At 64.7% G+C, this 24234-nt stretch carries 14 protein-coding genes; 5 read left to right on the forward strand and 9 right to left on the reverse strand.

The window, feature by feature from the left end; translation table 11 throughout:
• The first annotated feature begins 169 nt into the window (after positions 1 to 169).
• Positions 170 to 472 carry a DUF6496 domain-containing protein gene (locus HL666_RS01180; protein ID WP_172111223.1) on the forward strand — a complete coding sequence of 101 codons (303 nt, stop codon included), beginning with the start codon at positions 170 to 172 and terminating at the stop codon, positions 470 to 472.
• Positions 473 to 725: 253 nt separating this feature from the next.
• On the opposite strand, the gene ku is transcribed toward HL666_RS01180, so the two are convergent.
• Positions 726 to 1604, reverse strand: a complete 879-nt coding sequence (gene ku / locus HL666_RS01185; protein ID WP_172179474.1) for a non-homologous end joining protein Ku — start codon at positions 1602 to 1604, stop codon at positions 726 to 728.
• 816 nt (positions 1605 to 2420) lie between these two features.
• On the opposite strand from ku, the gene ligD reads away from it, so the two are divergent.
• On the forward strand, positions 2421 to 5150 hold the full coding sequence (gene ligD, locus HL666_RS01190) for a DNA ligase D (protein WP_172179476.1): 2730 nt from the start codon (positions 2421 to 2423) through the stop codon (positions 5148 to 5150).
• A gap of 67 nt (positions 5151 to 5217) precedes the next feature.
• Here the strand turns inward: ligD and HL666_RS01195 are convergent, their stop codons facing one another.
• On the reverse strand, positions 5218 to 5382 hold the full coding sequence (locus HL666_RS01195; protein ID WP_006614022.1) for a DUF3309 family protein: 165 nt from the start codon (positions 5380 to 5382) through the stop codon (positions 5218 to 5220).
• 171 nt (positions 5383 to 5553) lie between these two features.
• Between HL666_RS01195 and HL666_RS01200 the strand changes: the two genes are divergently transcribed.
• Positions 5554 to 5865, forward strand: a complete 312-nt coding sequence (locus HL666_RS01200; RefSeq protein ID WP_172179478.1) for a polyhydroxyalkanoic acid system family protein — start codon at positions 5554 to 5556, stop codon at positions 5863 to 5865.
• On the opposite strand, the gene treY is transcribed toward HL666_RS01200, so the two are convergent.
• The 5 genes from treY to treS are packed head-to-tail and all read right to left on the reverse strand — an operon-like array spanning position 5866 to position 17950.
• Entirely contained in the window at positions 5866 to 8670 is a 2805-nt protein-coding gene (gene treY, locus HL666_RS01205) for a malto-oligosyltrehalose synthase (protein WP_172179480.1), read from the reverse strand. It lies immediately after the preceding gene.
• Between the two features lie 2 nt (positions 8671 to 8672).
• Positions 8673 to 10436: a malto-oligosyltrehalose trehalohydrolase gene (gene treZ, locus HL666_RS01210; protein WP_172179482.1), complete on the reverse strand. Its 1764-nt coding sequence runs from the start codon at positions 10434 to 10436 to the stop codon at positions 8673 to 8675.
• Positions 10433 to 12508 carry a glycogen debranching protein GlgX gene (glgX, locus tag HL666_RS01215; protein ID WP_172131598.1) on the reverse strand — a complete coding sequence of 692 codons (2076 nt, stop codon included), beginning with the start codon at positions 12506 to 12508 and terminating at the stop codon, positions 10433 to 10435. Before glgX ends, treZ begins: the two co-directional genes overlap by 4 nt.
• A 4-nt stretch (positions 12509 to 12512) precedes the next feature.
• Positions 12513 to 14651: a 1,4-alpha-glucan branching protein GlgB gene (glgB, locus tag HL666_RS01220; protein WP_172179484.1), complete on the reverse strand. Its 2139-nt coding sequence runs from the start codon at positions 14649 to 14651 to the stop codon at positions 12513 to 12515.
• Entirely contained in the window at positions 14648 to 17950 is a 3303-nt protein-coding gene (gene treS, locus HL666_RS01225; protein WP_172179486.1) for a maltose alpha-D-glucosyltransferase, read from the reverse strand. Before treS ends, glgB begins: the two co-directional genes overlap by 4 nt.
• A 352-nt stretch (positions 17951 to 18302) precedes the next feature.
• Between treS and malQ the strand changes: the two genes are divergently transcribed.
• On the forward strand, positions 18303 to 20255 hold the full coding sequence (gene malQ, locus HL666_RS01230) for a 4-alpha-glucanotransferase (protein ID WP_172179488.1): 1953 nt from the start codon (positions 18303 to 18305) through the stop codon (positions 20253 to 20255).
• A 41-nt stretch (positions 20256 to 20296) separates the two neighbouring features.
• Positions 20297 to 22108: a glycoside hydrolase family 15 protein gene (locus tag HL666_RS01235; protein WP_172179491.1), complete on the forward strand. Its 1812-nt coding sequence runs from the start codon at positions 20297 to 20299 to the stop codon at positions 22106 to 22108.
• Between the two features lie 25 nt (positions 22109 to 22133).
• On the opposite strand, the gene HL666_RS01240 is transcribed toward HL666_RS01235, so the two are convergent.
• Positions 22134 to 22946 carry an HAD family hydrolase gene (locus tag HL666_RS01240; RefSeq protein ID WP_172111203.1) on the reverse strand — a complete coding sequence of 271 codons (813 nt, stop codon included), beginning with the start codon at positions 22944 to 22946 and terminating at the stop codon, positions 22134 to 22136.
• 18 nt (positions 22947 to 22964) lie between these two features.
• Entirely contained in the window at positions 22965 to 24233 is a 1269-nt protein-coding gene (pgl, locus tag HL666_RS01245) for a 6-phosphogluconolactonase (RefSeq protein ID WP_172179493.1), read from the reverse strand.
• Position 24234: the final 1 nt, after the last annotated feature.

The raw sequence follows: 24234 nt of genomic DNA on the forward strand, positions 1-24234 counted from the left end.
AGCAGGCAGCGCGACCTCTGCGGAAAGGGGAGCTGGCGAAGATCAACCCAGTCCCCACGCAGCCCATGGTGACAGATCGCGAAGCTCATCCTCGGATCCCCTGTTCCTCGGAAACGGAACCTTCGCGCCGTGTCGTGATTGCTGTGGTGTCACAGGGAGATCATCTTCAATGGCACGAACAGCACGCAAATACGCGAAGGGTGCGTCCAAGGACGTCGAGCGCGCGATGAAGAAGCGCAAGGCCGGAACGTTGAAGAGCGGTGGCTCGGGCCGCAAGGTCAAGAGCCGCAAGCAGGCGATCGCGATCGGCCTGTCGGAAGCGCGCCGCGAAGGCAAGAAGGTGCCGGCCAGGAAGAGCGCGAAGTCCTCGGCGAAGAAATCTGCCAAGAAATCCTCGAAGAGTGCGAGCAAGACGAGCACGAAGAAGACCACCAAGAAAACGACAAAGAAGAAGTCGTCGAAGAAGAACTGATAGCGCTGATCAGCGCAACGCGCGCCGTGACGCGCAGTCGTCGCCCGATCATCCGCTGTCGTCCCGGCGAACGCCGGGACCCAGAACCCCAGGGAGATGTGATGGGGCGGGATGTCCGACCAGTCTCGTCTCACCATACCCGCCGTGGAGTATGGATCCCGGCGTTCGTCGGGATGACGGCGGTGGGCGTGGGGGCTTGAGCTAGACGAGCCGTCTGTAGCCGGATGAGCGCAGCGACATCCAGGTTACGACTTCATCCGGCCTTGCGTTGCCGCGCCGCCGAGCGATGCGCCTTCTTTGCCGGACGGCGATGCGACGGCGCTCGCCGCGATGGTGAACGCGACGCCTTCTTGCCGCCCTTGCCCAGGCTCTGTTTCAACGCATCCATCAGGCTGACCACGTTGTCGGACCGTTCCTCCGGCTCCGGCAGCTTGATCGGCTTGCCAGAGGCCTTGCGCTTGACGAGCGCCTTCAGCGCCGTCTCGTACTGATCCTTGAACTCCGAGGGATCGAAATGCGCGGCCTTTGTCTCCAGAATGTGGCCGGCGAGCTCGACCATGTCCTTGGTGATCTTCGGCGTCTTGATGTCGTCGAAGAACTCAGCTTCGTCGCGCAGCTCGTAAGGGAAGCGCAGCGTCGTGCCGAGCATGCCCTTGCCCATCGGCTCGATCGCGATGACGTGCTCGCGATGCGTCAGCACGATGCGTGCCAGTGCGACGCGATCCTGGTCCTTCATGGCGTCGCGGATCACCGCGAATGCGTCGACCGCTGCCTTGCCGTCGGGAGCGATGTAATAGGGATGATTGAGGTAGCGCTGGTCGATCTCCTCACGCGGCACGAAGCTGTCGATGTCGATGGTGTGGTTGCTCTCGATCTGGACCGCCTCCAGCTCCTCCGGCTCGATCTCGACATACTGCCCCTTGGACAGCTCGTAGCCGCGGCCCTTCTGCTCGCTCTCGACGATGTCGCCGGTCTCGGCATCGACCATCTGCTGCTTGAGCCGATTGCCGGTCTCGCGGTTGATCAGGTGGAAGCGCGTCTTCTCCACCGAAGTGGATGCCGGATAGAGCACGACAGGGCAGCTGACGAGCGAGAGTTTGAGCGAGCCTTTCCAATAGGCGCGGGGGGCCATCGGGATCTCCGTGAACGGTGAGGACAGCGTTGCAACGGACAAGTCGTCGTTGCGGTTCCGTGTGCAGCGGCTTGGAGCAATTACCCCGGATGCGCCGCCTGTTTGTCACTCGTCATGCCCGGGCTTGTCCCGGGCATCCACGTCGACCCGCATCCGCCGAACGACGTGGATGGCCGGGACAAGCCCGGCCATGACGCCGTGAAACGAGCGGGTATGATCGGCTCTGCCTCGCGAAGAGTGGCGTTACGATGGAGCATGCCCGTCGGGTTACTATGTCGCAGTCATTATCCCTTGCGTTGTCGGGCAAATCAGACCGATCTTTCCGCGCATCCCGCCTCATGCAGAGGGCGTACGCGTCGTCACGATACGTGGAGTGTGGGAGGCGATGGACGAGACGGTAGCGTGCGCTTCATGCGCGGACGAGCGCTGGCTCTCGGACGTGAAGTCGCGTGGTCCTGGCGCCCCGATGCTGGCGTCAAGTCCGTGCTGCCGGCGAGGCACGCGGGCGACGGTGGCTAACAAGCCGGACACCGGGGAGATCGCGAAGTAAGCGTTAACACCATCGCGCAGGGAAGGCCGGTTGATGGCCGTACCTGTGGTGACTGCCGCCTGCTTTTTTGTTGCAGGCGGGCCATGGGCCGCGGTCAGCACCCGGCCTTCCCTGCACCCTCTCGTTTCGCAGAGGGCGAACGGCGGCAACACCCGGGCTCGACGAGCGCCGGGAACACGGAACTTTGCCCGGTGTTATCATGCGGTTCAGCCGGTTCCGCGACCCGGCCGGCTTTGCTACGCTAGCGCCCAACGCGAGGGATCACCGTGGCGATCAAGAAGCTTACCACCTATCGCAAGAAGCGCGATTTCGAGAAAACGGCAGAGCCGTCCGGGGATGCCAAGGTTGCCCCTGCGGACCGTCCCCGTTTCGTCATCCAGAAGCATGACGCGACCCGGCTGCACTATGATCTCAGGCTCGAATTCGGCGGAGTCTTCAAGTCGTGGGCGGTGACGAAAGGGCCGTCGCTCGATCCGCACGACAAGCGCCTCGCGGTCGAGGTCGAAGACCATCCGCTCGACTACGGCGACTTCGAAGGCACGATTCCCGAGGGCGAATATGGCGGCGGCACGGTCATGCTGTGGGACCGCGGCTATTGGGAGAGCGACGATGCCGAACGCGGCTTCAAGAAGGGCGACTTCAAATTCACCCTCGACGGCGAGAAGCTGCATGGTGGCTGGGTCCTGGTGCGAATGCGCCATGATCGCACCGGCGGCAAGCGCACCAATTGGCTGCTGATCAAGCATCGCGATGAGTTTGCCAGGGAAGGCGAAGCGAACGACATCCTGAGTGCCGACAAGTCGGTCGCGTCTGGGCGCACCATGGAGCAGATCGCGGCCGGCAAGGGCAAGGCGCCGAAGCCGTTCATGCTGGCCAAGAGCCAGCGCATGAACGCCGATGCGGTGTGGCACTCCAACCGCGGAGACAACGAACCGAAGATCAACAAGGGATTGACCAAGGCGCCGTCGCCGAAAGCCAAAGCCACAAGAGCTAAGGCCACGAAGGCCAGTGGTGCGAAGTCACAGCGTGCGACGAAGACGATCGAGCCCAAAAACGTCGCGTCGCTGCCCGACTTCGTGCCGCCCGAGCTGTGCACCTCCGTGGCCGCGCCGCCGAGCGGCGAGGGCTGGGCGCACGAGATCAAGTTCGACGGCTATCGCGTGCAGATCCGAGTCGAGGACGGCCAGGCGACCTTGAAGACGCGCAAGGGCCTCGACTGGACCGCCAAGTTCGGCGCGATCGCGGAAGCCGCGGCCAAGCTGCCGGATGCGATTATCGATGGCGAGATCGTCGCGCTCGACAAGGACGGCAACCCGAACTTCTCGGCGCTGCAGGCGGCGATCTCGTCCGGGCAGACGGATGAGCTGGTGTTCTTTGCCTTCGACCTGATGTTCGTCGACGAGTTCGACCTGCGCCGCCAGCCGCTGCACGAGCGGAAGGCACGCCTGGCGAAGCTGCTGAAGGCGAACATGAAGGGCAGGACGCCCGTTATCCGCTATGTCGAGCATTTCGAGAGCGACGGCGAGGCCGTGCTGGACTCGGCACGCAAGCTGAACCTCGAGGGCATCGTGTCGAAGAAGCTGGATTCGGCCTATCACTCCGGCCGCACCGAGAGCTGGACCAAGGCCAAGACGCGGCCCGGCCACGAGGTCGTCATCGGCGGCTGGAAGACCACCAACGGCAAATTCCGCTCGCTGATGGTCGGCGTCAACAAGGACGATCACCTCGCTTATGTCGGCATCGTCGGAACCGGCTTCGGCCAGGACACGGTGAAGGAGATCATGCCGGCGCTGAAGGCGGCCGCATCCGACAAGAACCCGTTCAGCGGCAAGAACGCTCCGCGCAAGGCGCGCGAGGTGCATTGGGTGAAGCCTGAACTGGTCGCCGAGATCGAGTTCGCCGGCTGGACCGCGGACAACAATGTTAGGCAGGCCTCGTTCAAGGGGCTGCGCCAGGACAAGCCGGCGCGCGAGGTCGTCGCCGAGGAGCCGGTCGTCGCGGCCAAGGTTGCCAAGCCCGTCGCGCGTGCCGCGGCGACGGTCGCGACCGGCGGCACCACGGTGCACAAGACGCCGGCGCGATCGAAGAGTTCGGCGACGGTGATGGGCGTTGCGATCTCGAAGCCGGACAAGGCGCTGTGGCCGGATGCCGGCGACGGCGAGCCCGTCACCAAGCTCGATCTCGCGACCTATCTGGAAGCCGTCGGCGACTGGATGATCGAACATCTGAAAGGGCGGCCATGTTCGATCGTGCGCGCGCCGGATGGCATCGGCGGCGAGCGGTTTTTCCAGCGGCATGGGATGCAGGGTATGTCCGATCTGCTGGAGCTGGTGAAAGTGTCCGGCGATCGCAAACCCTATCTGCAGATCGATCGGGTCGAAGGCCTGATCGCGGTGGCGCAGGTCGCAGCCGTCGAGCTGCATCCGTGGAATTGCGCGCCCGATGTCTACGACGTGCCGGGCCGGCTGGTATTCGATCTCGATCCGGCGCCGAACGTCGCATTCGAGGAGGTGATTGCCGCGGCCAAGGAGATGCGGCAGCGCCTGAAGACGCTAGGTCTGGAAAGCTTCTGCAAGACCACCGGCGGCAAGGGCCTGCACGTGGTGACGCCGTTGTTATACGGCGCGCGCGACAAGGTGACGTGGCCGGAGGCGAAGGCGTTCGCGCAGGACGTGTGCCAGTGGATGGCGAACGACACTCCCGAGCAGTATCTGCTCAACATGTCGAAGAAGCTGCGCAAGGGAAAGATCTTTCTGGACTATCTGCGCAATGATCGCATGTCGACTGCGGTCGCGGTGTTGTCACCGCGGGCGCGTGACGGCGCCACGGTGTCGATGCCGATCACGTGGGCGCAGGTGAAGAACGGGCTCGATCCCAAGCGCTATACGATCCGCACGGTTCCGGCGCTGCTGGCCAAGACCAAGGCGTGGGATGGTTATGACGACGCGGCTGGAGCGATCAAGCCGGCGATCAAGAAGCTGACGGACAAGCTGTGAAAGGCTGTTAGCTGCTTCGGGCAGACATGGTCTTTGCCACATCTGCCCGAAAAGTATCGCAGGTGAATCAGATCCGACCGAGCAGGACGAGGATCAGCACGATGACGATGATGAGGCCGAGACCGCCGCCGCCGTAATAGCCGGTGCCGTAGAACGGGCCGCCGCCGATGCCGGAGAAGCCGCCGAGCAGCGCGATGATGAGGATGATGAGGATGATCGTTCCGATGGACATGTACTTTCCTCCAGGGCCCGGCAGCGGGGCGACAAATGGCTCTGCCTTCGTCGAGGAAACTGGTCGGAACTTCGAAAGTTCCGCGAGGGAAACAGGTAAAATGGGGAGTGTATCTTTGCGGTCGCATCGACCGATGACTACATGAGGTCGGTTGTTAGTCAGGAGATCGCGATGTCAAGACCGCTTGTCGTTTCCATTCCGCATCGCCTCGGCAAGGACGAAGCCGTGCGGCGGCTGCAATCCGGCCTGAGCCGCGCCGCGGGTAGCCTGCCGGTCCTGAGCGTCGACGAGGAGCGGTGGGACGGCGACAAGATGATCTTTCGTGTCCGCGCGCTCGGCCAGGCGGCGTCGGGCCACGTCGATGTTGCCGACGACCATGTGCGTGTCGAGGTCACGCTGCCCTGGCTGTTGCAGCGCTTTGCAGAGGCGGCGCAGTCAGCCATTCGCAGTCGCGGTCAGCTGTTGTTGACGAAGAAGAGCTGATCAGCTCGGAGACGCGAGGGCAGGCGTTCGCCTGCCGCCGCGTTCGGGCGCACCGTCCACCCCGGCGGATATCAATGCGGCCGGCAGATGGGTGAAGAGCGCGGAGACAGGGAGCACGCTGTCTTGAACTTGGGGGGCTGCGTAGCCGGGAACCTGCACCTTCGCGTCAAATGCATCGGCGTGCGGCCAGACGCGGCCGCCGTCGGTGAACGGCGCAAAATTGCGGCCGACGACCACGATGGCAGCCTCGCGCCCGCGCCTGCGCGCGAAGGCGACGATGTGGTCGGCGTGCCGGCCCGTCACCTCGAGCGGCTCGTAGCTGCCGTCGGTGAACACGTGGGCAAGCTCGCTGCGCAGCTTCAGCAGATGCCGCGTCCATGCGAGCTTGATGCGGCCGTCAGGCCAATGCTCGACAAGATTGGTCCAGTTCGGGCTTTCATTCTCTCGCAATGCGCTCTCGCGCGCGGCAAAATCGACCGGGCGGCGGTTGTCGGGGTCGACCATCGAGAGATCCCAGAACTCGGTGCCCTGGTAGAAGTCGGGTACACCGGGCATTGTCGCCTTGAGCGTGAGCTGCGTCAGCGAGTTGAGCGCGCCGAGCAGGGCGATGCGCTTGGCGAACGTCTCCAGCGATTGCAGGAACTCGGACGAACGACCACGATCCAGACTGCCTTCGATGAAGCTGCGCAGACCGTTTTCATAGGCCTCGTTCGGATTGAGCCAGCTGGTCTCCTCCTTGCCCTCCCGCGCGGCCTTCACCGCATAGGCCTGCAGCCGCTCGACGAGGCCTTCATCGGTGCCGGCGGGCGGCCAGATGCCGACCAGGGTCTGGTACAGCATGTATTCGAAAGTCGCCGACGGCGCGCGCATGGTGCCGGCGGTGACGACGTTCGGCGCGTTCAGGGTCTTCCAGCGCGCCACCCCGGAGGTCCAGTCGTTGGGCAGCTCGGTGAGGGCCGCGAGCCGCATGCGGGCGTCCTCGCCGCGCTTGGTGTCGTGCGTGGCGGTTGCCGTCATGCCGTGCGGCCAATGCCTGGCGCGCTGTCGCATGAACGCGTGAAAGTCGCCGATCGCCAGCGCATGGGCCGACGGATCGCCACCGACCTCGTTGAGCGCGAGCAGGCGGTGGAAGCGGTAGAAGCTGGTGTCCTCGAGCGACTTCGCCATCATCGGCCCGGTGAACTGCTGCACCTTCAAGGCGAAGCGGCGCACGCGCGGGACGCTGTGGCTGGTGTTGCGGTCGCGCTTGATCAGATCCATCGTCAGCGCATCGCGCAGGAAGTCGAAGATCGAGCCGTCGGAGGCGAACCATTCGGCACGCGCCTGCGTGATGGCGTGATCGATCAGCTTGCGGTCGGCCTCGGTCGGGCCAGCCGTTGTGAGATAGGTCCGGTAGACCGGAAAGTGCAGCACGTACAGCTCGAGAGCTTGGCGCAGGCTGTCTTCCGAATAGTCGCGCGTGGAATAGTGACCATTGGCGATCCGCGCCAAGAGGCGCGTGAGCACGGTGAACTCGCTGGTCAGCAGCGTCTCCAGCACGCGACGCTTCGCCTCCTTGATCACAGGCGCGAGCTTCGGCGGCTTGTTACTGATCTGGCGCCAGATCTCGTCCAAGGGCTCCAGACCTTTGCCGTCGATCAGGAGCTGGGTGATGACGTTCATCCACTCGTAGCCGGTGGTGCCATGCACGCCGGCAAAACCAGGCAGCTTCTCATGCTCGCAGAGGATCTTCTCGATGACGACGTAGAAAGGCCCGGCTGCGGGCCCCCGGGCGTCACGGATCAGCCGCCGCAGCCGCTGGAAATATTGCGCGGGATCGCGCAGCCCGTCGATATGGTCGAGCCGCAGACCCTGCAGCTGACCATCCGCGATCAGCTTCTTCACCAGCCGGTGGATCGCCTCGAACGTCCCGGCGTCCTCGACGCGCAGGCCAGCCAGCGTGTTGACGTCGAAGAAGCGGCGGTAGTTGATGTCGCTGGAGGCGAGCCGCCAATGCCCGAGCTTGTAGTGCTGCCGCTCCAGCAGATGGTGCAGGGCCAATGTCTGCGCGGGGCGGTCTTCGCCCGCTTTGTACGCCGGGAGGCCGCGCGCGATGACGTCGGCGGCACCGGGGATGGCCTTGAGCATTGCCTTGAAGCTGGGCGCTTCCTTGCGGTTCGGACGGCGCAGGCCGGGGTAGCGCGAGGCGAGCTCCAGGATCGCCCTGCCGGCCTCGCTGCTTTCTTCACCGGCTTCCTTGACGATGATGCGCAGCATCTCGCCATAGCGCTCGGGTGCGACCGGCAGCCGGTGCTCGAAGTACCAGCACGAGAACGAGCCTTCCTCCGGATCGTAGCGCAGCTCGATATCGCCGTGCTCCAGCGCATGGCCGTAGGACGTGCCGATGATCGGCAGCAGCACGCCGCCGCGCGCGCGATACGGCAGTTGGTCCCAGTCGATGTCGAACGAGGCCGCGTGCGGCGAGGCCTGGCCCCATTCGAGGACGTCCAGCCACCAAGGATTGTCGTCGAAGTGCACGCCGACATGGTTCGGCACGAAATCGAGGATCAGCCCGAGGTCGTGAGCCTTCAGCGCGGCGCTGAGTTTGGCGAAGCCCTCCTCGCCGCCGAGTTCGGGATTGAGCTTGGTGTGATCCGTGATGTCGTAGCCATGCGTCGAGCCCTTGCGCGCCGTCATGAACGGCGAGGCGTAGACATGGCTGATGCCGAGCGCCTTCAGATAGGGCACGACCCGCGCCGCTGCCTCGAAATTGAAGTCGGCGGTGAGCTGCAGGCGGTAGGTCGCGAGCGGGATGGCTGGAGGCATGGTTATCCTCCGATGCTCCAGAACACCGACCAGGGCGGCAGGCGATCTCCGGGCGTGCCGCCCCAGATGGGGGTGCCCGCGACGTTCGATGCCGCCAAGATTTCCTTGTCGGAGACGTTGGCGAGCAGCCGGAGCGTGCTGCCGTCGCCCATCACCCAATGCGCGCTCATGAGGCCGTCGTCGGTGACGTCGGCTTTGCCGAAGTTGGCGCGCGGCAACCGGGGCGCGACGTGCTTGTGTCGTGCGGCAAGGAGATCGCGCACCAGCGCCAGCCGCTCGCGGCCGGGCGACACGTTGCGCGCGTTCCAATCGATGATCGCGGACTTGAAGGTTTCGATGTCGAGCGGGTCGGGCACCTCGTCGCCATATTTGGCATACGCCCACTCATATTCCTTGCGCCGGCCCCTGCGCACGGCGTTCGCGAGATCGCCCTGGAAATCGCAAAAGAACGGGAACGGCTGCTTCGAACCCCATTCCTCGCCCATGTACAACATCGGCACGGTCGGTGCGAGCAGGGTGACTGCCAGCGCAGCCGCGATCCCTTCCGGCGGCGCCAGCGCTTGCAGCCGGTCGCCGAACACGCGGTTGCCGATCTGGTCGTGGTTCTGCAGGAAGTTCACGAACGCGGCGGGGGCCAGATGACCGCTGGGCTCCCCCCGCGGGATGCCGCCCCAGAAGGCGGCCTGCTCGCCCTGATAGACGAAGCCGGACGCGAGCGCGCGAGCGAGGCCGCCGCGCGGCGATTGGTGGTAGTCGCCGTAATAGCCACCCGTCTCGCCGGTCAGCATCACGTGCCAAACGTGGTGGTAGTCGTCATTCCATTGTGCGCGGAACTTGCCGCGGGGCGGATCTTCCGCCGCATCGAGCATGCTGGCGCGATTGTCGCCGTTCTCAAGCACGAGATGGATGTGTCGTCCGGTCTGCTCGACGAGCTTGCCGACAGCGGCGCTGAGATCGTGCAGCATCGGAATCTCACCCTCGTTAGAGAGGATGTGATTGACGGCGTCGAAGCGCAGCCCGTCGAAGCGATAGTCGGTCAGCCAATGCAGCGCGTTCTCGATCGCGAAGGCGCGCACTTCCGGACGACGATAGTCGATCGCGCTGCCCCAAGGCGTATGCGCATCGGTGAAGAAAGTGGGCGCATAGCGGCCGATGTAGTTTCCTTCGGGACCGAAGTGATTGTAGACGACGTCGAGGAACACCATCAGCCCGCGCAGATGCGCCTCGTCGATCAGCGTGCGGAGATCGTCGGGGCGGCCATAGACGCTGTCGGGCGCGTAAAGCAGAACGCCGTCGTAGCCCCAGTTGCGGCTGCCGGCGAAGTCCGCCAGCGGCATCAGCTCGAGTGCGGTGATGCCGGTCTCGACCAGATGATCGAGCTTGTCGATCATCGCGCTGTAGGTGCCGTCCTGGGTGAAGGTGCCGACATGACTTTCGAGGAACACCGTGTCCTGCCACGGCCGTCCACGCCACTCCTTCGCGCGCCAGGCATAGGCGCCATGATCGATGACTTCGCTCGGACCGAAGACGTCCTCGGGCTGGAAGTCGGAGCCGGGATCGGGAACGTCGAGCTCGTCATCGATACGAAACTTGTAGCGCGCGCCGGCGCCGACGCCCGGGACGTGGAGCGTGTACCAGCCGCCGTCGCCGCGCTGCATGGCATGCTGGCCGTCGAGCACCAGATCGACGCGCTTGGCGGCAGGCGCCCACAGGCGGAACGTCGTGCCGTCCTTGGTGATGCGTGGTCCGAACTGCCGCGAGATCATGACAGGCCCGCATACGCCAGGACCGAGCGCGGCGGGGCCTTCAGATCGGTACCCGCCGAGAAGTCGGTCTGCTTCTGCTGGACTTGGGTGGTGTCGAGAACCTGTTGCCACGTCTTGGTTTCGGCGAGCTTGGGCAATTTGAATCCGATCTCTTCGGGGGCCGCGTTCAGAACGATAAAGATCGGAGCCTGCTCCTGTTCCACCGGGGCGAGCACATAGGCCAGAAAACGTCCGTCAGGGAAGGTCCAGTCGGTTTGCGTCATTTCCTCCGCCGAGGGCGTCAGCCACAACACGCCGAAACTGCCGTCGGAGCGGCGGCCATCGAGCCAGCGGCGCGCGCGGATCTGGCCGAAGCGGCGGCGCAATTCGGAGAGATGCGCGATGAAGTCGATGAGGTCGTCGCCCTCGCGCCCCATGCCGCTCCAGTCGACCCAGCCGACCTCGTTGTCCTGGCAATAGGCGTTGTTGTTGCCGGCTTGCGAGTTGCCGACCTCGTCCCCCGCGAGCAGCAGCGGCAGGCCCTGCGCGAGGAACAGACAGGCGAGCTGGTTCTTGCGCGACTGCCGCCGCAACGCGGTGATCGTCGCGTCGTCGGTCGGTCCTTCGTGGCCGAAATTGTTGCTGTGGTTGTCGTTGGAGCCGTCGCGATTGTCCTCGCCGTTCGCCTCATTGTGCTTGCTGTTGTAGCTGAACAGATCGGCCAGCGTGAAGCCGTCATGGACGGTGACATGATTGACGCTGGCGCGCTGCGTGCGGCCGTCATGGTTGAAGATATCGGACGAGCCGGTCATGCGGCTCGACACCTCGCCGATCAGGCTGCCTTCGCCGCTCCAGTAGCGACGCATGGCGCTGCGATAGCGGTCGTTCCATTCCGACCATTGCGACGGGAAGGCGCCGACCTGATAGCCGCCGAGACCGACGTCCCAGGGCTCGGCGACCAGCTTGACGCTCGCCAGCACCGGGTCCTGGCGGATCGCGGTGAGGAAGCCGCTGCGCCGGTCGAAGCCGTGCTTCTCACGCGCCAAGGTGGTGGCGAGGTCGAAGCGGAAGCCGTCGACATGACAGACCTCGACCCAGTAGCGCAGCGAGTCCATCACCATCTGCAGCACGCGCGGATGCGTCAGGTTCACCGACGAGCCGCAGCCGGTGAAGTCGTCATAGAAGCGCGGATTGTCGGGCTTGAGCCAGTAGTAGGAGGCGTTGTCGATGCCGCGATAGCAAAGCGTCGGGCCGAGATGATTGCCTTCGGCAGTGTGGTTGTAGACCACATCGAGCATGACCTCGATGCCGGCATCGTGCAGCCGTGCCACGGTGGTCCTGAAGGCGTCGAGCGGATTGTCCTGCGCGTAGCGCTGCTCCGGCGCGAAGAACGAGATCGTGTTGTAGCCCCAGTAGTTGACCAGCTTCTTCTCGACCAGCATGCGGTCATCGATGAAGGCGTGGATCGGCAGCAACTCGATCGTGGTGACACCGAGCCGCTTGAGGTGCTTGATCATCGCAGGCGACGACAGCCCGCCATAGGTGCCGCGGAGGTTCGGCGGGACATCGTCGCGCTTGTTGGTCAGACCCTTGACGTGGGCCTCGTAGATGATCGTGTCCTCCCACGGGATCTGCGGCCGCATCTCGCGCCGGCCCCAGTTGAAGGTCTCGTCGATGACGACGGCCTTTGGCATACCGCGGGCGTTGTCGCGGCGGTCGAACGACAAATCCTCGCGCGGCGAGCCGGCGCGGTAGGCAAAATGCGCATCGCTCCAGACCAGCCGTCCCGCCAGCCGCTTGGCGTAGGGGTCGAGCAGCAGCTTGTTGGCGTTGAAACGATGGCCGTGCTCCGGCTCGTAAGGGCCGTAGACGCGGTAGCCATAGAGCTGCCCCGGCGAGACGTCGTTGAGATAGCCGTGCCAGACGTCCTCGGTCCGCTCGGGCAACTCGATCCGCTCGATCTCGCGCCGGCCCTGGCTGTCGAACAGACAGAGTTCGACCTTCTCGGCATTGGCGGAAAACAACGCAAAATTGGTCCCTCGTCCGTCCCAGGTGGCGCCGAGACGGGCGTGGCTTCCTGCGGCCAGGCGCATGGAGTCAGGCTTCCGGGACGAGAAATACCGCTGCCATGGGCGGGAGGATGAGGTCGAGGTGTTGATCTTCAGAGGCATGGACCTGGCCGACATTGCCGACATTGCTGCCGCCATAATGGAGGGAGTCGGAGTTGAAAGCTTCCCTCCACGTGCCGCCGAGCGGCACGCGGACCCGGTAATTGTAATACACGTTGGGCGAAAAGTTCACGACCACGACGCATCGGGAGCGCTCATCGAAGCCTTTCCGCACCCAGGCGAAGACGTTGCGGTCGGCATCGTCGGTGATGAGCCATTCGAACCCGTCAGGCTCGCAGTCGCGCTCATGCAGCGCCGGCACGTTGCGATAGAGGTGGTTGAGGTCGCGGATCAGGGCCTGGATGCCGGCATAGCGCTTGTCGCCGAGCAGATGCCAGTCGAGCGAGGTGTCGTGATTCCACTCCCGCTCCTGGGCGAGCTCGCAGCCCATGAACAGGAGCTTCTTGCCGGGGTGGCCGAACATGAAGCTGTAATAGGCCCGCAGATTCGCGAAGCGCTGCCAGTCGTCGCCGGGCATCCGGCCGAGGATGGAGCGTTTGCCGTGCACGACCTCGTCATGCGACAGCGGCAGGATGAAATTTTCCGAAAAGGCGTAGTGCAGGCCGAACAGGATCTCGCCGTGGTGATATTTGCGATGGATCGGGTCCTTGCTGACGTAGCGCAAGGTGTCGTGCATCCAGCCCATGTTCCATTTGTAGCCGAAGCCGAGCCCGCCCATGTCGACCGGGCGCGACACCTGCGGCCAGGCGGTGGACTCCTCGGCGGCCGTGGTGGCCTGGGGGAAACGGCCGAACACGTCGATGTTCGTCCGGCGCAGAAACTCGACGGCTTCGAGATTCTCGCGCCCGCCGAACTTGTTCGGGATCCAGCCGCCGGAGGGACGGCTGTAATCGAGATAAAGCATCGAGGCGACGGCATCGACCCGCAGGCCGTCGATGCCGTAACGCTCCAGCCAGAACAGCGCATTGGAGCGCAGGAAATTCGCGACTTCGGTGCGGCCGTAGTTGTAGATCAGCGTGCCCCAGTCGAGATGCCGGCCCTGCATCGGGTTGGCGTGCTCATACAGTGCAGTCCCGTCGAAATGGCCGAGGCCGTGCGGATCATCCGGAAAATGTCCGGGCACCCAGTCGAGCCAGACCGCGAGCCCCTCGCGGTGGCATGCATCGACCAGCGCGCAGAAATCCTCCGGGCTGCCGAAGCGGCTGGTCGGCGCGTACAGGCCGGTCGGCTGATAACCCCAGGAGCCATCGAACGGATGCTCGCTGACGGGAAGGAATTCGATGTGCGTGAAGCCCATGTCGCGCGCATAGGCCGGCAGCTGCTCGGCGAGCTCGCGATAGGTCAGCCACTGGTTGTTGTCCTTGCGCCGCCAGGAGCCGAGATGCACCTCGTAGATCGAGACCGGCTTGTTCAGCTTGTTGATGTCGTGCGGGGCAGGCCGTGGCCGCGGCAGGCTGGTTTCGTCGACCACGATCGAAGCCGTCTTTGGACGCATCTCGGCCGCGAACGCCATCGGATCGGATTTCAGCGGCAGGTGCTCGCCCTGCGGGCCGATGATGTCGAACTTGTAGTGATCGCCGGCGCGGGCGCGGGGAATGAACAGCTCCCAATAGCCGTTGCCGCGCACGCGCATCGGATGCCGCCGCGCATTCCAGAAGTTGAAATCGCCGACGACGCTGACGCGCCGCGCGTTCGGCGCGAGCACGACGAAGCCGACGCCGTCGACGCCATCCAGCACCATCGGATGGGCACCGAGCTTGTCGTAGAGCCGCTCATGATTGCCTTCGCCGAGCAGATGCAGATCGAAATCGCTCAAGATCGGCAGGAAGCGGTAGGGGTCCTCGAGGTCGGTGACGGCATCGCCGAAGGTCGCCCGCAGCCGGTAGCGCTGCATCGACGACATCGTTCCGGTGAACAGGCCGGCATCGTGGATGCGCGCCAGCGGCGCCACTTCGCCATGCTCGCCGACCACCTCGACCCGGGAGGCCTCGGGCAAGAACGCGCGCACGACGGTCCTGCCGTCGACGGTGTGCTGACCGAGATAGCGAAAAGGGTCGGCATGCCGGCCCTCGATGATCGCAAACGCCTCGGGAGAAAGATGGGTCATGAGGACTCGCTGGCAGGTGCTGACTCGGACAGAACGCGAAGCAGATTGCCCAGCGCGACGCGCAACCAGTCCGGCCGGTGAGCCAGATCATATTCCAGCGCTCCGAGGGCTTTTTCCAGCATGAAAAAGTTAAGGAGCGCCTCTGCGCCGCGCGAATCGTCCGGCCAGAGCCGCTGATGAGCCTTGACTTCGCGATAGCCGGCCAGAAAAGCAGCGGTTGCCTGATCGCGCCACTCCGAGAGGGCGGCGGCGAGCCTGCCGTGATCATCCGGAGCGGCATTCAGGGCGCGGTCGAGCGCAACGCGAATCGAGCAGTCGATGGAGCGCAGAAAGCCTGCGATGTCCCGCGCCGGCGGCGCCTTGCGTCGCCGCTCTTCGAGCGGCTGCTCCTCGTCGCCATCAAAGTCGATGATGAAGATGTCGTCCTTGACGATCAGGATCTGCCCGAGATGGAAATCGCCATGGACGCGGATGTCCTGGCCGCCGATATGGCGGGCCAGTGCGCTCAGCCGCTCCGACAACTCGCCGCGGCGGGAGAGCACCTGGTCGGCCAGCCCACGTTCGGGATCCTTGAGCCGGTCGCGGCGCTCGCTCAGGCTGCCGAAGACCAGGCCGGCCTGGGCCCGCAGCCGATCGATCCAATGATCGAGGCTGTCGGCGGTGGTGGGCTCGGGGGCGAATTCGGCGATGTCGCTGCGCGAGGCCAGCGCGACATGAAGTTCTCCGAGCCGCCGCCCCGCCTGCATCACGTAGCGCAGATAAGGGGACAGCTCCTCGCTCTGGCGTACGTCTCCGCTCGCTGCGAAGACGCGCTGGTCGTCGATGTAGCGGTCGAGATAGGCGGCGCTGACGGTCCAGCCATCGCCCTGGTTCTCGACAAAACCGTGGACGCTGCCGACGGTACGCCGCTCGCCGTCCTGGATCACCTCGACGCTGCCGAGCAGTGGCGGCACGTTGGCGAAGCCGGCGGTCTCGGTCAGGAACCGACCGACGTCGGTCTCGGGATGGGAGCCGGCTTCGAGCTCACGGTAGATCTTGATGAAGAATTCGTTGTTGACGACCGCCTTGCTGCTGCACCGGTCGGTCTCGATGACGCGGATCTGCTCGGACTCGCGGATCGGCTTGTCGGGAAACTTCGAGGTCGGGCGGAATTCGAGGCGCAGTCCATTCTCCTCCACCGTCAGCGACTGCGCCAGATTGCGCAGCAGCAGCGACAGGAAAATGGGGTTGTTGGCGGCATCCAGCAGCGTGCCCTCGCGGGCGCCCTGGCGCACGGCGGCGAACGCCTGCGGGTTGTAGCGCTCGCGATCGAAGCGGACCCAGTCGATCTGCATCGGCAGCAGATAGCGCAGATCGTCCTTGCGCCCGGCAGCCTTGAAGAAGATCAACCAGGGCCGGTTGTCGCCGATGTCGCAGAACGGGATGGCCGATGTCAGCGTCGCCTCGATCGCCTCCGGTGCGCGCTCCGGATACCAGCGGGTCCGCGCGAGGTGGCCAGGCAGTACGTCGTGCTCGAACAGGCTGCGCGTGCGCGCCAGCGATACCCACGTCGATCCGAGCGGTACCACCAGCGTCTCGAACTCCGGCACCGCGCGCTGAACGACGGGCTCGGATTTCTCGCGCTCCTTGAGCTGGAACCAATAGAAGCCATAGGGCGCGAGCGTGATCATATAGGGCAGCTCGCCGATCGCGGGAAATCGCGAGCGGCCCAGCATCTCGATCGGCACGCGATCCTTGAATGCCGACAGATCGAGCTCGGTGGCCTGCGCCGAGCGCGACAGATTGGCGACGCAGAGGATAACCTCGTCCCTGTATTGCCGGACATAGGCCAGCACGGAGCGGTTGGCAGGACGGATGAAAGTCATCGTGCCACGGCCGAATGCCAGCGTCGACTTGCGCACCGAGATCAGCTTCTTGGTGGCGTTGAGCAGCGACGACAGGCTGCGCGATTGCGCCTCGACGTTGACCGCCTCGTAACCATAGACCGGGTCCATGATCATCGGCGCGTACAGCCGCGCCGGGTCGGCCCGCGAGAAGCCGCCGTTGCGGTCGGGCGTCCATTGCATCGGCGTGCGCACGCCGTTGCGGTCGCCGAGATAGATGTTGTCGCCCATGCCGATCTCGTCGCCGTAATAGATGATCGGCGTGCCCGGGAACGACATCAAGAGCGAATTCATCAGTTCGATCTTGCGCCGGTCGTTGTCCATCAGTGGCGCCAGCCGCCGGCGGATGCCGACATTGATGCGCGCGCGCGGATCGTTGGCATAGGTCGACCACAGATAATCGCGCTCGACGTCGGTTACCATCTCCAGGGTGAGCTCATCATGGTTGCGCAGGAACAGCGCCCATTGGCAGCTCGCGGGAATGTCCGGCGTCTGGCGCAGGATGTCGGTGATGGGAAAACGATCCTCCTGCGCGATCGCCATGTAGATGCGCGGCATCAGCGGGAAGTGGTAGGCCATGTGGCACTCGTCGCCCTGGCCGAAATATTCCTGCACGTCCTCCGGCCATTGATTGGCCTCGGCCAGCAGCAGCTTGTCCTTGGCGTAGTTGTCGAGCTCGACCCGCAGACGCTTGATGATCGCGTGCGTCTCGGGAAGGTTCTCGTTGTTGGTGCCGTCGCGCTCGCAGAGATAGGGAATGGCGTCGAGCCGGAAGCCGTCGACGCCGGCATCGAGCCAGCGCTTCATCACCTGGATGATGGCGTTGACGACGCGCGGATTGTCGAAGTTCAAATCCGGCTGGTGCGAGAAGAAGCGGTGCCAGTAGAACTGGCCGGCCTCGGGGTCCCAGGTCCAGTTCGACTTCTCGGTGTCGGTGAAGATGATGCGCGTGCCCGGATATTTCTGGTCGGTGTCGCTCCAGACATACCAGTTGCGCGCGCTGGAGCCGGGCGGGCTGCGCCGTGCGCGCTTGAACCAATGGTGCTGGTCGGAGGTGTGGTTGACGACAAGCTCGGTGATCACGCGCAGACCGCGCCGCTGCGCCTCCTGGATGAAGCGCTTGAACTCCTTCATCGTCCCGAAATCGGGATTGATGCTGCCGTAATCGGCGATGTCGTAGCCGTCGTCGCGGCCCGGCGAGGGATAGAACGGCAGCAGCCACAGCGCGGTGACGCCGAGATCCTGGAGATAGTCGAGCTTCTCGGTGAGGCCGGCGAAGTCGCCGATGCCGTCATGGTTGCTGTCGGCAAACGCCTTGACGTGCAACTGGTAGATGATCGCGTCCTTGTACCACAGGCCGTCGCCGTCGGTCTCGGTCTGAAGATTGGGGACATCCAGGGATGACATCAGGTTCATGAGGCCCTCACCTAGGAGAGAGGATGAAAGATCGGCTGCTGACGGGGGCGCGACGCGACGTGTCTCGGCTCCGACAGATGCGGCTCTCCTCAAAAGAGGGCAGAATAGGGGAGAAAGCGTCCTGGAGGGCGACGCTCTCGAACGTGTGCGTAAATTTGTTCACTGTGATGCCATTGACAAGAAATCGGTGTCCCGGTTCGCTAGGAATCGAGACGACCTCATACAAAGCTGCCGGGCCCGGATTTGTTCCCTGAGGAACGAGGGCAGGGGCGGCGCGTTAGAGGTCTATCCTCTTGCTGTCCCACAATAATTTACCGACGTACGACCCCCATACGTCCAGATCGCGTGCCGAATGGATCTCTACAGCGAAGCTCACAGTCTCGGAATCCTGACAGAATTCTATGATGGTCAGGGACAGCGCCGCGTTACCGACGAGGCGGCCCTCAAGATTATCGTCGAGGCCTTCCCCAGGCCGACGCCTCACCGGCTCCTGAGCGGCGCGATCGTGATTCGGTCTGCGCAGCCGGTCCGCAGCCGCCTCAGCGAGGACGCCAAGCTGCCGGTGGCCTGGGTCATCAAGCGCGGCGACGCCACAATTGCAAAGGGTGAGACGCACGACGCCTTGGTCGAATGGCCCCAGGATCTACCCGTGGGCAGCTATCGCCTGGAGCTCCTGGATGCGACGTCATGCCGAGAGGAACTGCCGCTGCTGGTTGCGCCCGACAAGGCGTTCCCGGGCGATTTCGACCGCGTCTGGCTGTTGGCGGTGCAGCTCTACGGCATCAGGTCACGCCGCAACTGGGGCATGGGGGATTTCACCGACCTCGCCCATCTCATTCAGCTATGTGCCAAGCTGGGCGCGGACGGCGTCGGCCTCAATCCGCTGCACGCGCTGTTCGACGACCGGCCCGGCGATTTCAGTCCCTACGCGCCGAACAGCCGGCTGTTTCTCAACGCCCTGTATATTGATGTCGAGCAGGCGCCCGGCTTTGCGAAGGGACCGGACGACAAGCAGCTCGAGGCGCTCCGGCAATCCGTGCTGGTCGACTACAACGGCGTCGCGGCGTTGAAATGGCCGGCCTTGCGCGCGGCGTTCGACGCCTTCGTGTCTGCGCCCGACAGCGCCGAAGCGGCGGAGTTCAAGACCTATCGCGCCGAGCGCGGCGATCTGCTGGCGCGCTTCACCTGTTTCGAGGTGCTGCGGCATCGTTTCCAAAAACCGTGGTGGGAATGGCCCGAGGAATGGCGGCAGCCCGACGCTGCGCGCTGCGCCGCGCTGCTGAGCGGTCCGGAGCGGCGCGAGGCCGACTTCGTGGCCTATGTGCAGTGGCTCGCCGAGCGCCAGTTGCGCCGTTGCAAGGATCTTGCCCATCGGTTGGGCATGAAGGTCGGCCTGTATCTCGATGTCGCCGTCGGCGTCCAGTCCGATGGGTTCGATGCCTGGAACGAGCAGGGCGCCATCTCGCGCACGCTGTCCGTTGGCGCGCCGCCTGATCCCTTGAACACGGTCGGACAGAACTGGGGACTGGCGGGCTTCAATGCTCCAGGGCTCGAATTGAAGAACTTCGAGCCGTTTCGCGAGATGATCAGGGCCTCGATGCGTCACGCCGGCGCGATCCGGCTCGACCACGTGCTCGGCCTGAAGCGGCTCTATCTGGTGCCGCATGGTTTTCCAGCCAAGCAGGGCGCCTATGTCCAGATGCCGTTCGATGCGCTGCTCGCCGCCACCGCGATGGAGAGCATCGCCAACGAATGCATCGTCATCGGTGAGGATCTCGGCACCGTGCCGGAAGGGTTTCGCGAGCAGATGGCCGATTGGGGGCTGTGGTCCTACAAGGTGATGATCTTCGAGCGCGACGACAACGGACGCTTCCGCGACGTCGACTCCTACCCGCCCAACGCCCTGGTCACTCTGAACACCCACGATCTCTCGACCTATGCCGGCTGGCGGTCGTTCGGCGACCTCAACACCAAGCGCGGTCTGGCCATCGATCCCGGCGAGAGCGATCAGGATCGCTGGCGTGCGCTCGGGCTCTGGGACGAGGTGCTGCGCCACAATGGGATCCACGGCAACAACGTTTATTCTGCGGTTGGATTCCTGTCGCGGACGCGGTCGCGGCTGCTGGCGATCTCGCTCGAGGATCTGCTCGGCGTGGTCGATCAGCCCAATATCCCCGGTACGATCGACGAGCATCCCAACTGGCGCCGCAAGATGCCGATCGACATCGAGGACATCTCCGGCGCCGCAAATGTCGCGGCGCTGAAGGCCGCAACCGCTGAACGGATCAGTCCGGCCGGCGTTTAAGCAGCGGGGTTCGGGCGGGGGCATTTTCACGCGGATGCCGGATGTCTTGCAGGATCGAAGATTATGCGCTGATCGGTGATTGCGAGACGGCGGCGCTGGTGAGCCGGAACGGATCGATCGACTGGCTGTGCTGGCCAGCGTTCGATTCCGACGCGTGCTTCGCGGCGCTGCTCGGCGATCACAACCATGGCCGCTGGCTCATCGCGCCCCAGGACAAAGTGACCGCCAGCTCGCGCCGCTATCGTGGCGACAGCCTGATCCTGGAGACCCGGTTCGAGACCGCGGCCGGAACGGTCGAGCTGGTCGATTTCATGCCGCCGCGTGGCAGCGCCTCCGACATCGTCCGGCTAGTTCGCGGCATCAGCGGCAAGGTGGCCCTGCGGATGGACCTGATCATCCGCTTCGGCTTCGGCGTCGAAATCCCCTGGGTGAGGCGCTCGGAGGACCGCACCGCGCTGCTCGCCGTGTGCGGCCCCGACATGACGGTGCTGCACACGCCGGTCGAGACGCGCGGCGAGAACATGACGACGGTGGCGGAGTTCGGGGTCGTGGCCGGCGAGACCGTGCCGTTCGTTCTGACCTATGGTCCATCGCATCTGGCGCCCCCGAAAGCGATCGATCCGGAGCAGGCGCTCCGCGACACCGAAGCGTTCTGGCGGGACTGGTCGCGCCGTTGCACCTATCAGGGAGACCATCGTGATCTCGTGATGCGTTCGCTCATCACGCTGAAGGCGCTGACCTACGGCCCGACCGGCGGCATCGTCGCGGCCCCCACTACATCGCTTCCGGAGAAGCTCGGCGGCTGGCGCAATTGGGACTATCGCTTCTGCTGGCTGCGCGACGCGACCTTCACGCTGCTGGCGCTGATGAACTCCGGCTATACCGAAGAGGCGCTGGCCTGGCATAATTGGCTGCTGCGGGCGGCGGCCGGCGCGCCGGCGCATATGCAGATCATGTACGGCATCATGGGGCAGCGCCGGTTGACCGAGTGGGAAGCGGAATGGCTCCCGGGCTATGAAGGCGCCCAGCCCGTCCGGATCGGCAACGCAGCCCATGCGCAGCTTCAGCTCGACGTCTATGGGGAGCTGATCGACGCCTTTCACCAGGCACGCATGAGCAGGCTCAAGCTCGATGACGGCACCTGGGCGCTCGAATGCGCGGTGCTCGATCATCTCACCGACGTCTGGAACCAGCCCGACCACGGAATCTGGGAGCGTCGCGGCGACGGCCGCCACTACGTGTTCTCCAAGGTCATGACCTGGGTTGCGTTCGACCGCGCCATCAAGAGCGCCGAGCGCTTCCATCTGGAGGCGCCGCTCGAGCGCTGGCGACGTCTGCGCGAGACCATTCATCGCGACGTCTGCGAGAAGGGCTTCGATGCGGGGCTCGGCAGTTTCGTCGAATCCTACGGGTCTGGGCTGCTCGATGCCAGCCTGCTGCTGTTGCCGGCCGTCGGCTTCCTGCCGTGCTCAGATGCGCGCATTCGCGGCACCATCGCGGCGATCGAGCGGCACCTGCTCCGCGATGGTTTCGTGCTGCGCCATGATCCGCGCGAGATGTCGTCGGAGGAGCAGCAGCCGATCGAAGGCGCCTTCCTGGCCTGCACGCTGTGGTTGGCCGATGCGCACGTGCTGACCGGCGAGCTCGAGAAGGCCGAGATCCTGTTCCAGCGCGTGGTCGAAATCGCCAATGACGTCGGGCTGATTGCCGAGGAATATGACATCGAAGCACGCCGGCAGACCGGCAATTTTCCTCAGGCATTGACACATATTGCGCTGATCAACACGGCGCAAAATCTCAGCGGTGCCAAGCGGGCGAGCGACAAGCCGGCCAAGCAGCGGTCGGAGTCATGAGCCCGGCGCCCGACTGCCGGGGCCGCTAACCTTGCGCGTTCTCGGCCAGGATCATCTCCATGGCGTTGGCGAAGCCTTCGTCCTGATTCGACGTGGTGATGCGCTTGGCTTTGTTCTTGACGTCGTCACTGGCATTGCCCATGGCGATCGAGAGGCCGCTGACATCGAACATCGCGACGTCGTTATGCATGTCGCCGATGGTCGCGACCTGGTCGAGAGGGATGCCGAGGCGCTGCGCCATCGCCGTCACGAACGTTCCCTTGTTGCGGCCGGGCGGGGTGATGTCGAGATAATAGCTCTGCGAGCGGACGGCAGTTGCCTCCGTCCCCAGCAGCTCGCGCATCTCGCTCTCGGAGCGGGCCAGCAGCTCGAAATCGCGGCTGGCGCCGACGATCTTGCAGGCGCTGGAGAGATAGGGGGTGAAATCATCGATGATGGTCGGGTCGGCGCGGATCGCGCGCTGTTCGTTGGGCACGTAGTCGCCGTCCGGATTGCGCGTCAGCCACGCATCGCTCGTGAACACCCAGATGTCGATGGCGCGCCGGTGCAGCAGATCGATGCACCGCTCGGCGGCCCCGGCCGGAATGAGGCTCTGCTCCAGCGGCCGCATGTCGGGACCGATGATCGAGCTGCCGTTGAACGGACCGACCGGCAGGTCGATCTGCAATGGCGCGATCAGAAAGCCCATGCCGATCGCCGGCCGGCTGGATGTGATGGTGAAGGCGATGCCCGCCTCGCGGAGCTGGCGCGCCGCCTTTGCGGCCCGCTCGGTCAGCACCTTGTCCTTGGTCAGGAGCGTGCCGTCGACATCGGAAACGACGAGAGCAATGTGGGTCATGAGACCTTCCATTCGCAGTCAGGCGCGGCCCTGACCGATGCGCAGCCGTTGCAGGATGCCGTCCACGATCGTCTCCACCGGAGCATCGACCGATACCGTGACGGGATGTTCGTCACCTCCCGGCGGCTCCAGCGTGGCAAACTGGCTGTCGAGCAGGCCGGTCGGCATGAAGTGACCCTTGCGGTGACGCATCCGGTCGGCGATCAGGTTCTGGCTCCCCTCGAGATAGACGATGCGGACGTCGTCTCGATTGCCGGCCAGGATATCGCGATAAACCTTCTTGAGGGCCGAGCAGGCGATGATGATGCGTTCGCCGTTCGCGCGGCAACGTGCAATCTCATCGGCGATCGCCTGAAGCCACGGCCAGCGATCCTCGTCGGTGAGCGGGTGGCCCGCACTCATCTTGGCGACGTTGGCTGGCGGATGGAAGCTGTCGCCGTCTTCGAAGCGCCACCCCAGGCGCTGAGCCAGGGTCTCGCCGATCGTGCTCTTGCCCGAGCCGGCCACGCCCATGATGATGAGCGCCTGCGGCAGCTCCGGCGGTGATCGATCCAATGAGGTCTCCGGCCACGCCGCCGCGTCGATCAGAAGTATCGTGTGATGGTTCGAGCGGGCGCGATGGGCGGGCAGGTTCTCGCCCGCCAGCACCCGCGTCAAGATCGCGCGCTTGTCCGGGCCGGCCACTTCGAACAGCATGGTTCGGCAGGAGCCGAGGGCAGGCAGGGTCAGGCTGACCCTGGGAACGAACGGCGTCACGTTGGCCTTGTCGACGCCGACGACCCAGCGATCACTGACATCGACGGCCGGGAAGCCTGGAAACAGCGAGGCGACGTGGCCATCGGGGCCGATGCCGAGCAGCACCAGATCGAACAGCGGCCGTGCCGGATCGAGCTTGTCGGCGCCGTAGAAGGCCATCAGCTCGCGTTCATAGGCGCGCGCTGCAGCCTCGGGCGCGGCCGTGTCGGTCGGGATCGGATGAATGTTCGCAGGTGGTGCGCAGGCATCGAGGAACGCGTGCCGAGCCACCGTCATGTTGTGCAGTGGGTCGCCAGGGGCCACGAAGCGCTCGTCGCCGATGAACCAGTGCACGCGTGCCCATGGGATGCGCGCACGGCAGGCGTCCGTCGCCAGCAGTTCGTAGAGCTGCTTCGGGCTGGATCCGCCGGTCAGGCAGATGGCGATTCGGCCGGGGTTGACCGCGATCTGTGCAATGAGGCGATCGGCTGCAGCCTGTGCCATCGCCGCCTTGTCGGCGACGCGCACCAACGCGGGAGAGGCGGTCGCCATG

Origin of the sequence: Bradyrhizobium aeschynomenes (assembly GCF_013178945.1) — a bacterium.
Taxonomy (GTDB): domain Bacteria; phylum Pseudomonadota; class Alphaproteobacteria; order Rhizobiales; family Xanthobacteraceae; genus Bradyrhizobium; species Bradyrhizobium aeschynomenes.

Excerpts from the sequence above, each read along its gene's own strand:
- HL666_RS01180 (WP_172111223.1), top strand. The coding sequence starts at position 170 with ATGGCACGAACAGCACGCAAATACGCGAAGGGTGCGTCCAAGGACGTC.
- ku (WP_172179474.1), bottom strand. The coding sequence starts at position 1,604 with ATGGCCCCCCGCGCCTATTGGAAAGGCTCGCTCAAACTCTCGCTCGTC.
- HL666_RS01195 (WP_006614022.1), bottom strand. The coding sequence starts at position 5,382 with ATGTCCATCGGAACGATCATCCTCATCATCCTCATCATCGCGCTGCTC.
- HL666_RS01200 (WP_172179478.1), top strand. The coding sequence starts at position 5,554 with ATGTCAAGACCGCTTGTCGTTTCCATTCCGCATCGCCTCGGCAAGGAC.
- treY (WP_172179480.1), bottom strand. The coding sequence starts at position 8,670 with ATGCCTCCAGCCATCCCGCTCGCGACCTACCGCCTGCAGCTCACCGCC.
- treZ (WP_172179482.1), bottom strand. The coding sequence starts at position 10,436 with ATGATCTCGCGGCAGTTCGGACCACGCATCACCAAGGACGGCACGACG.
- glgX (WP_172131598.1), bottom strand. The coding sequence starts at position 12,508 with ATGCGCCTGGCCGCAGGAAGCCACGCCCGTCTCGGCGCCACCTGGGAC.
- glgB (WP_172179484.1), bottom strand. The coding sequence starts at position 14,651 with ATGACCCATCTTTCTCCCGAGGCGTTTGCGATCATCGAGGGCCGGCAT.
- treS (WP_172179486.1), bottom strand. The coding sequence starts at position 17,950 with ATGAACCTGATGTCATCCCTGGATGTCCCCAATCTTCAGACCGAGACC.
- malQ (WP_172179488.1), top strand. The coding sequence starts at position 18,303 with ATGGATCTCTACAGCGAAGCTCACAGTCTCGGAATCCTGACAGAATTC.
- HL666_RS01235 (WP_172179491.1), top strand. The coding sequence starts at position 20,297 with ATGTCTTGCAGGATCGAAGATTATGCGCTGATCGGTGATTGCGAGACG.
- HL666_RS01240 (WP_172111203.1), bottom strand. The coding sequence starts at position 22,946 with ATGACCCACATTGCTCTCGTCGTTTCCGATGTCGACGGCACGCTCCTG.
- pgl (WP_172179493.1), bottom strand. The coding sequence starts at position 24,233 with ATGGCGACCGCCTCTCCCGCGTTGGTGCGCGTCGCCGACAAGGCGGCG.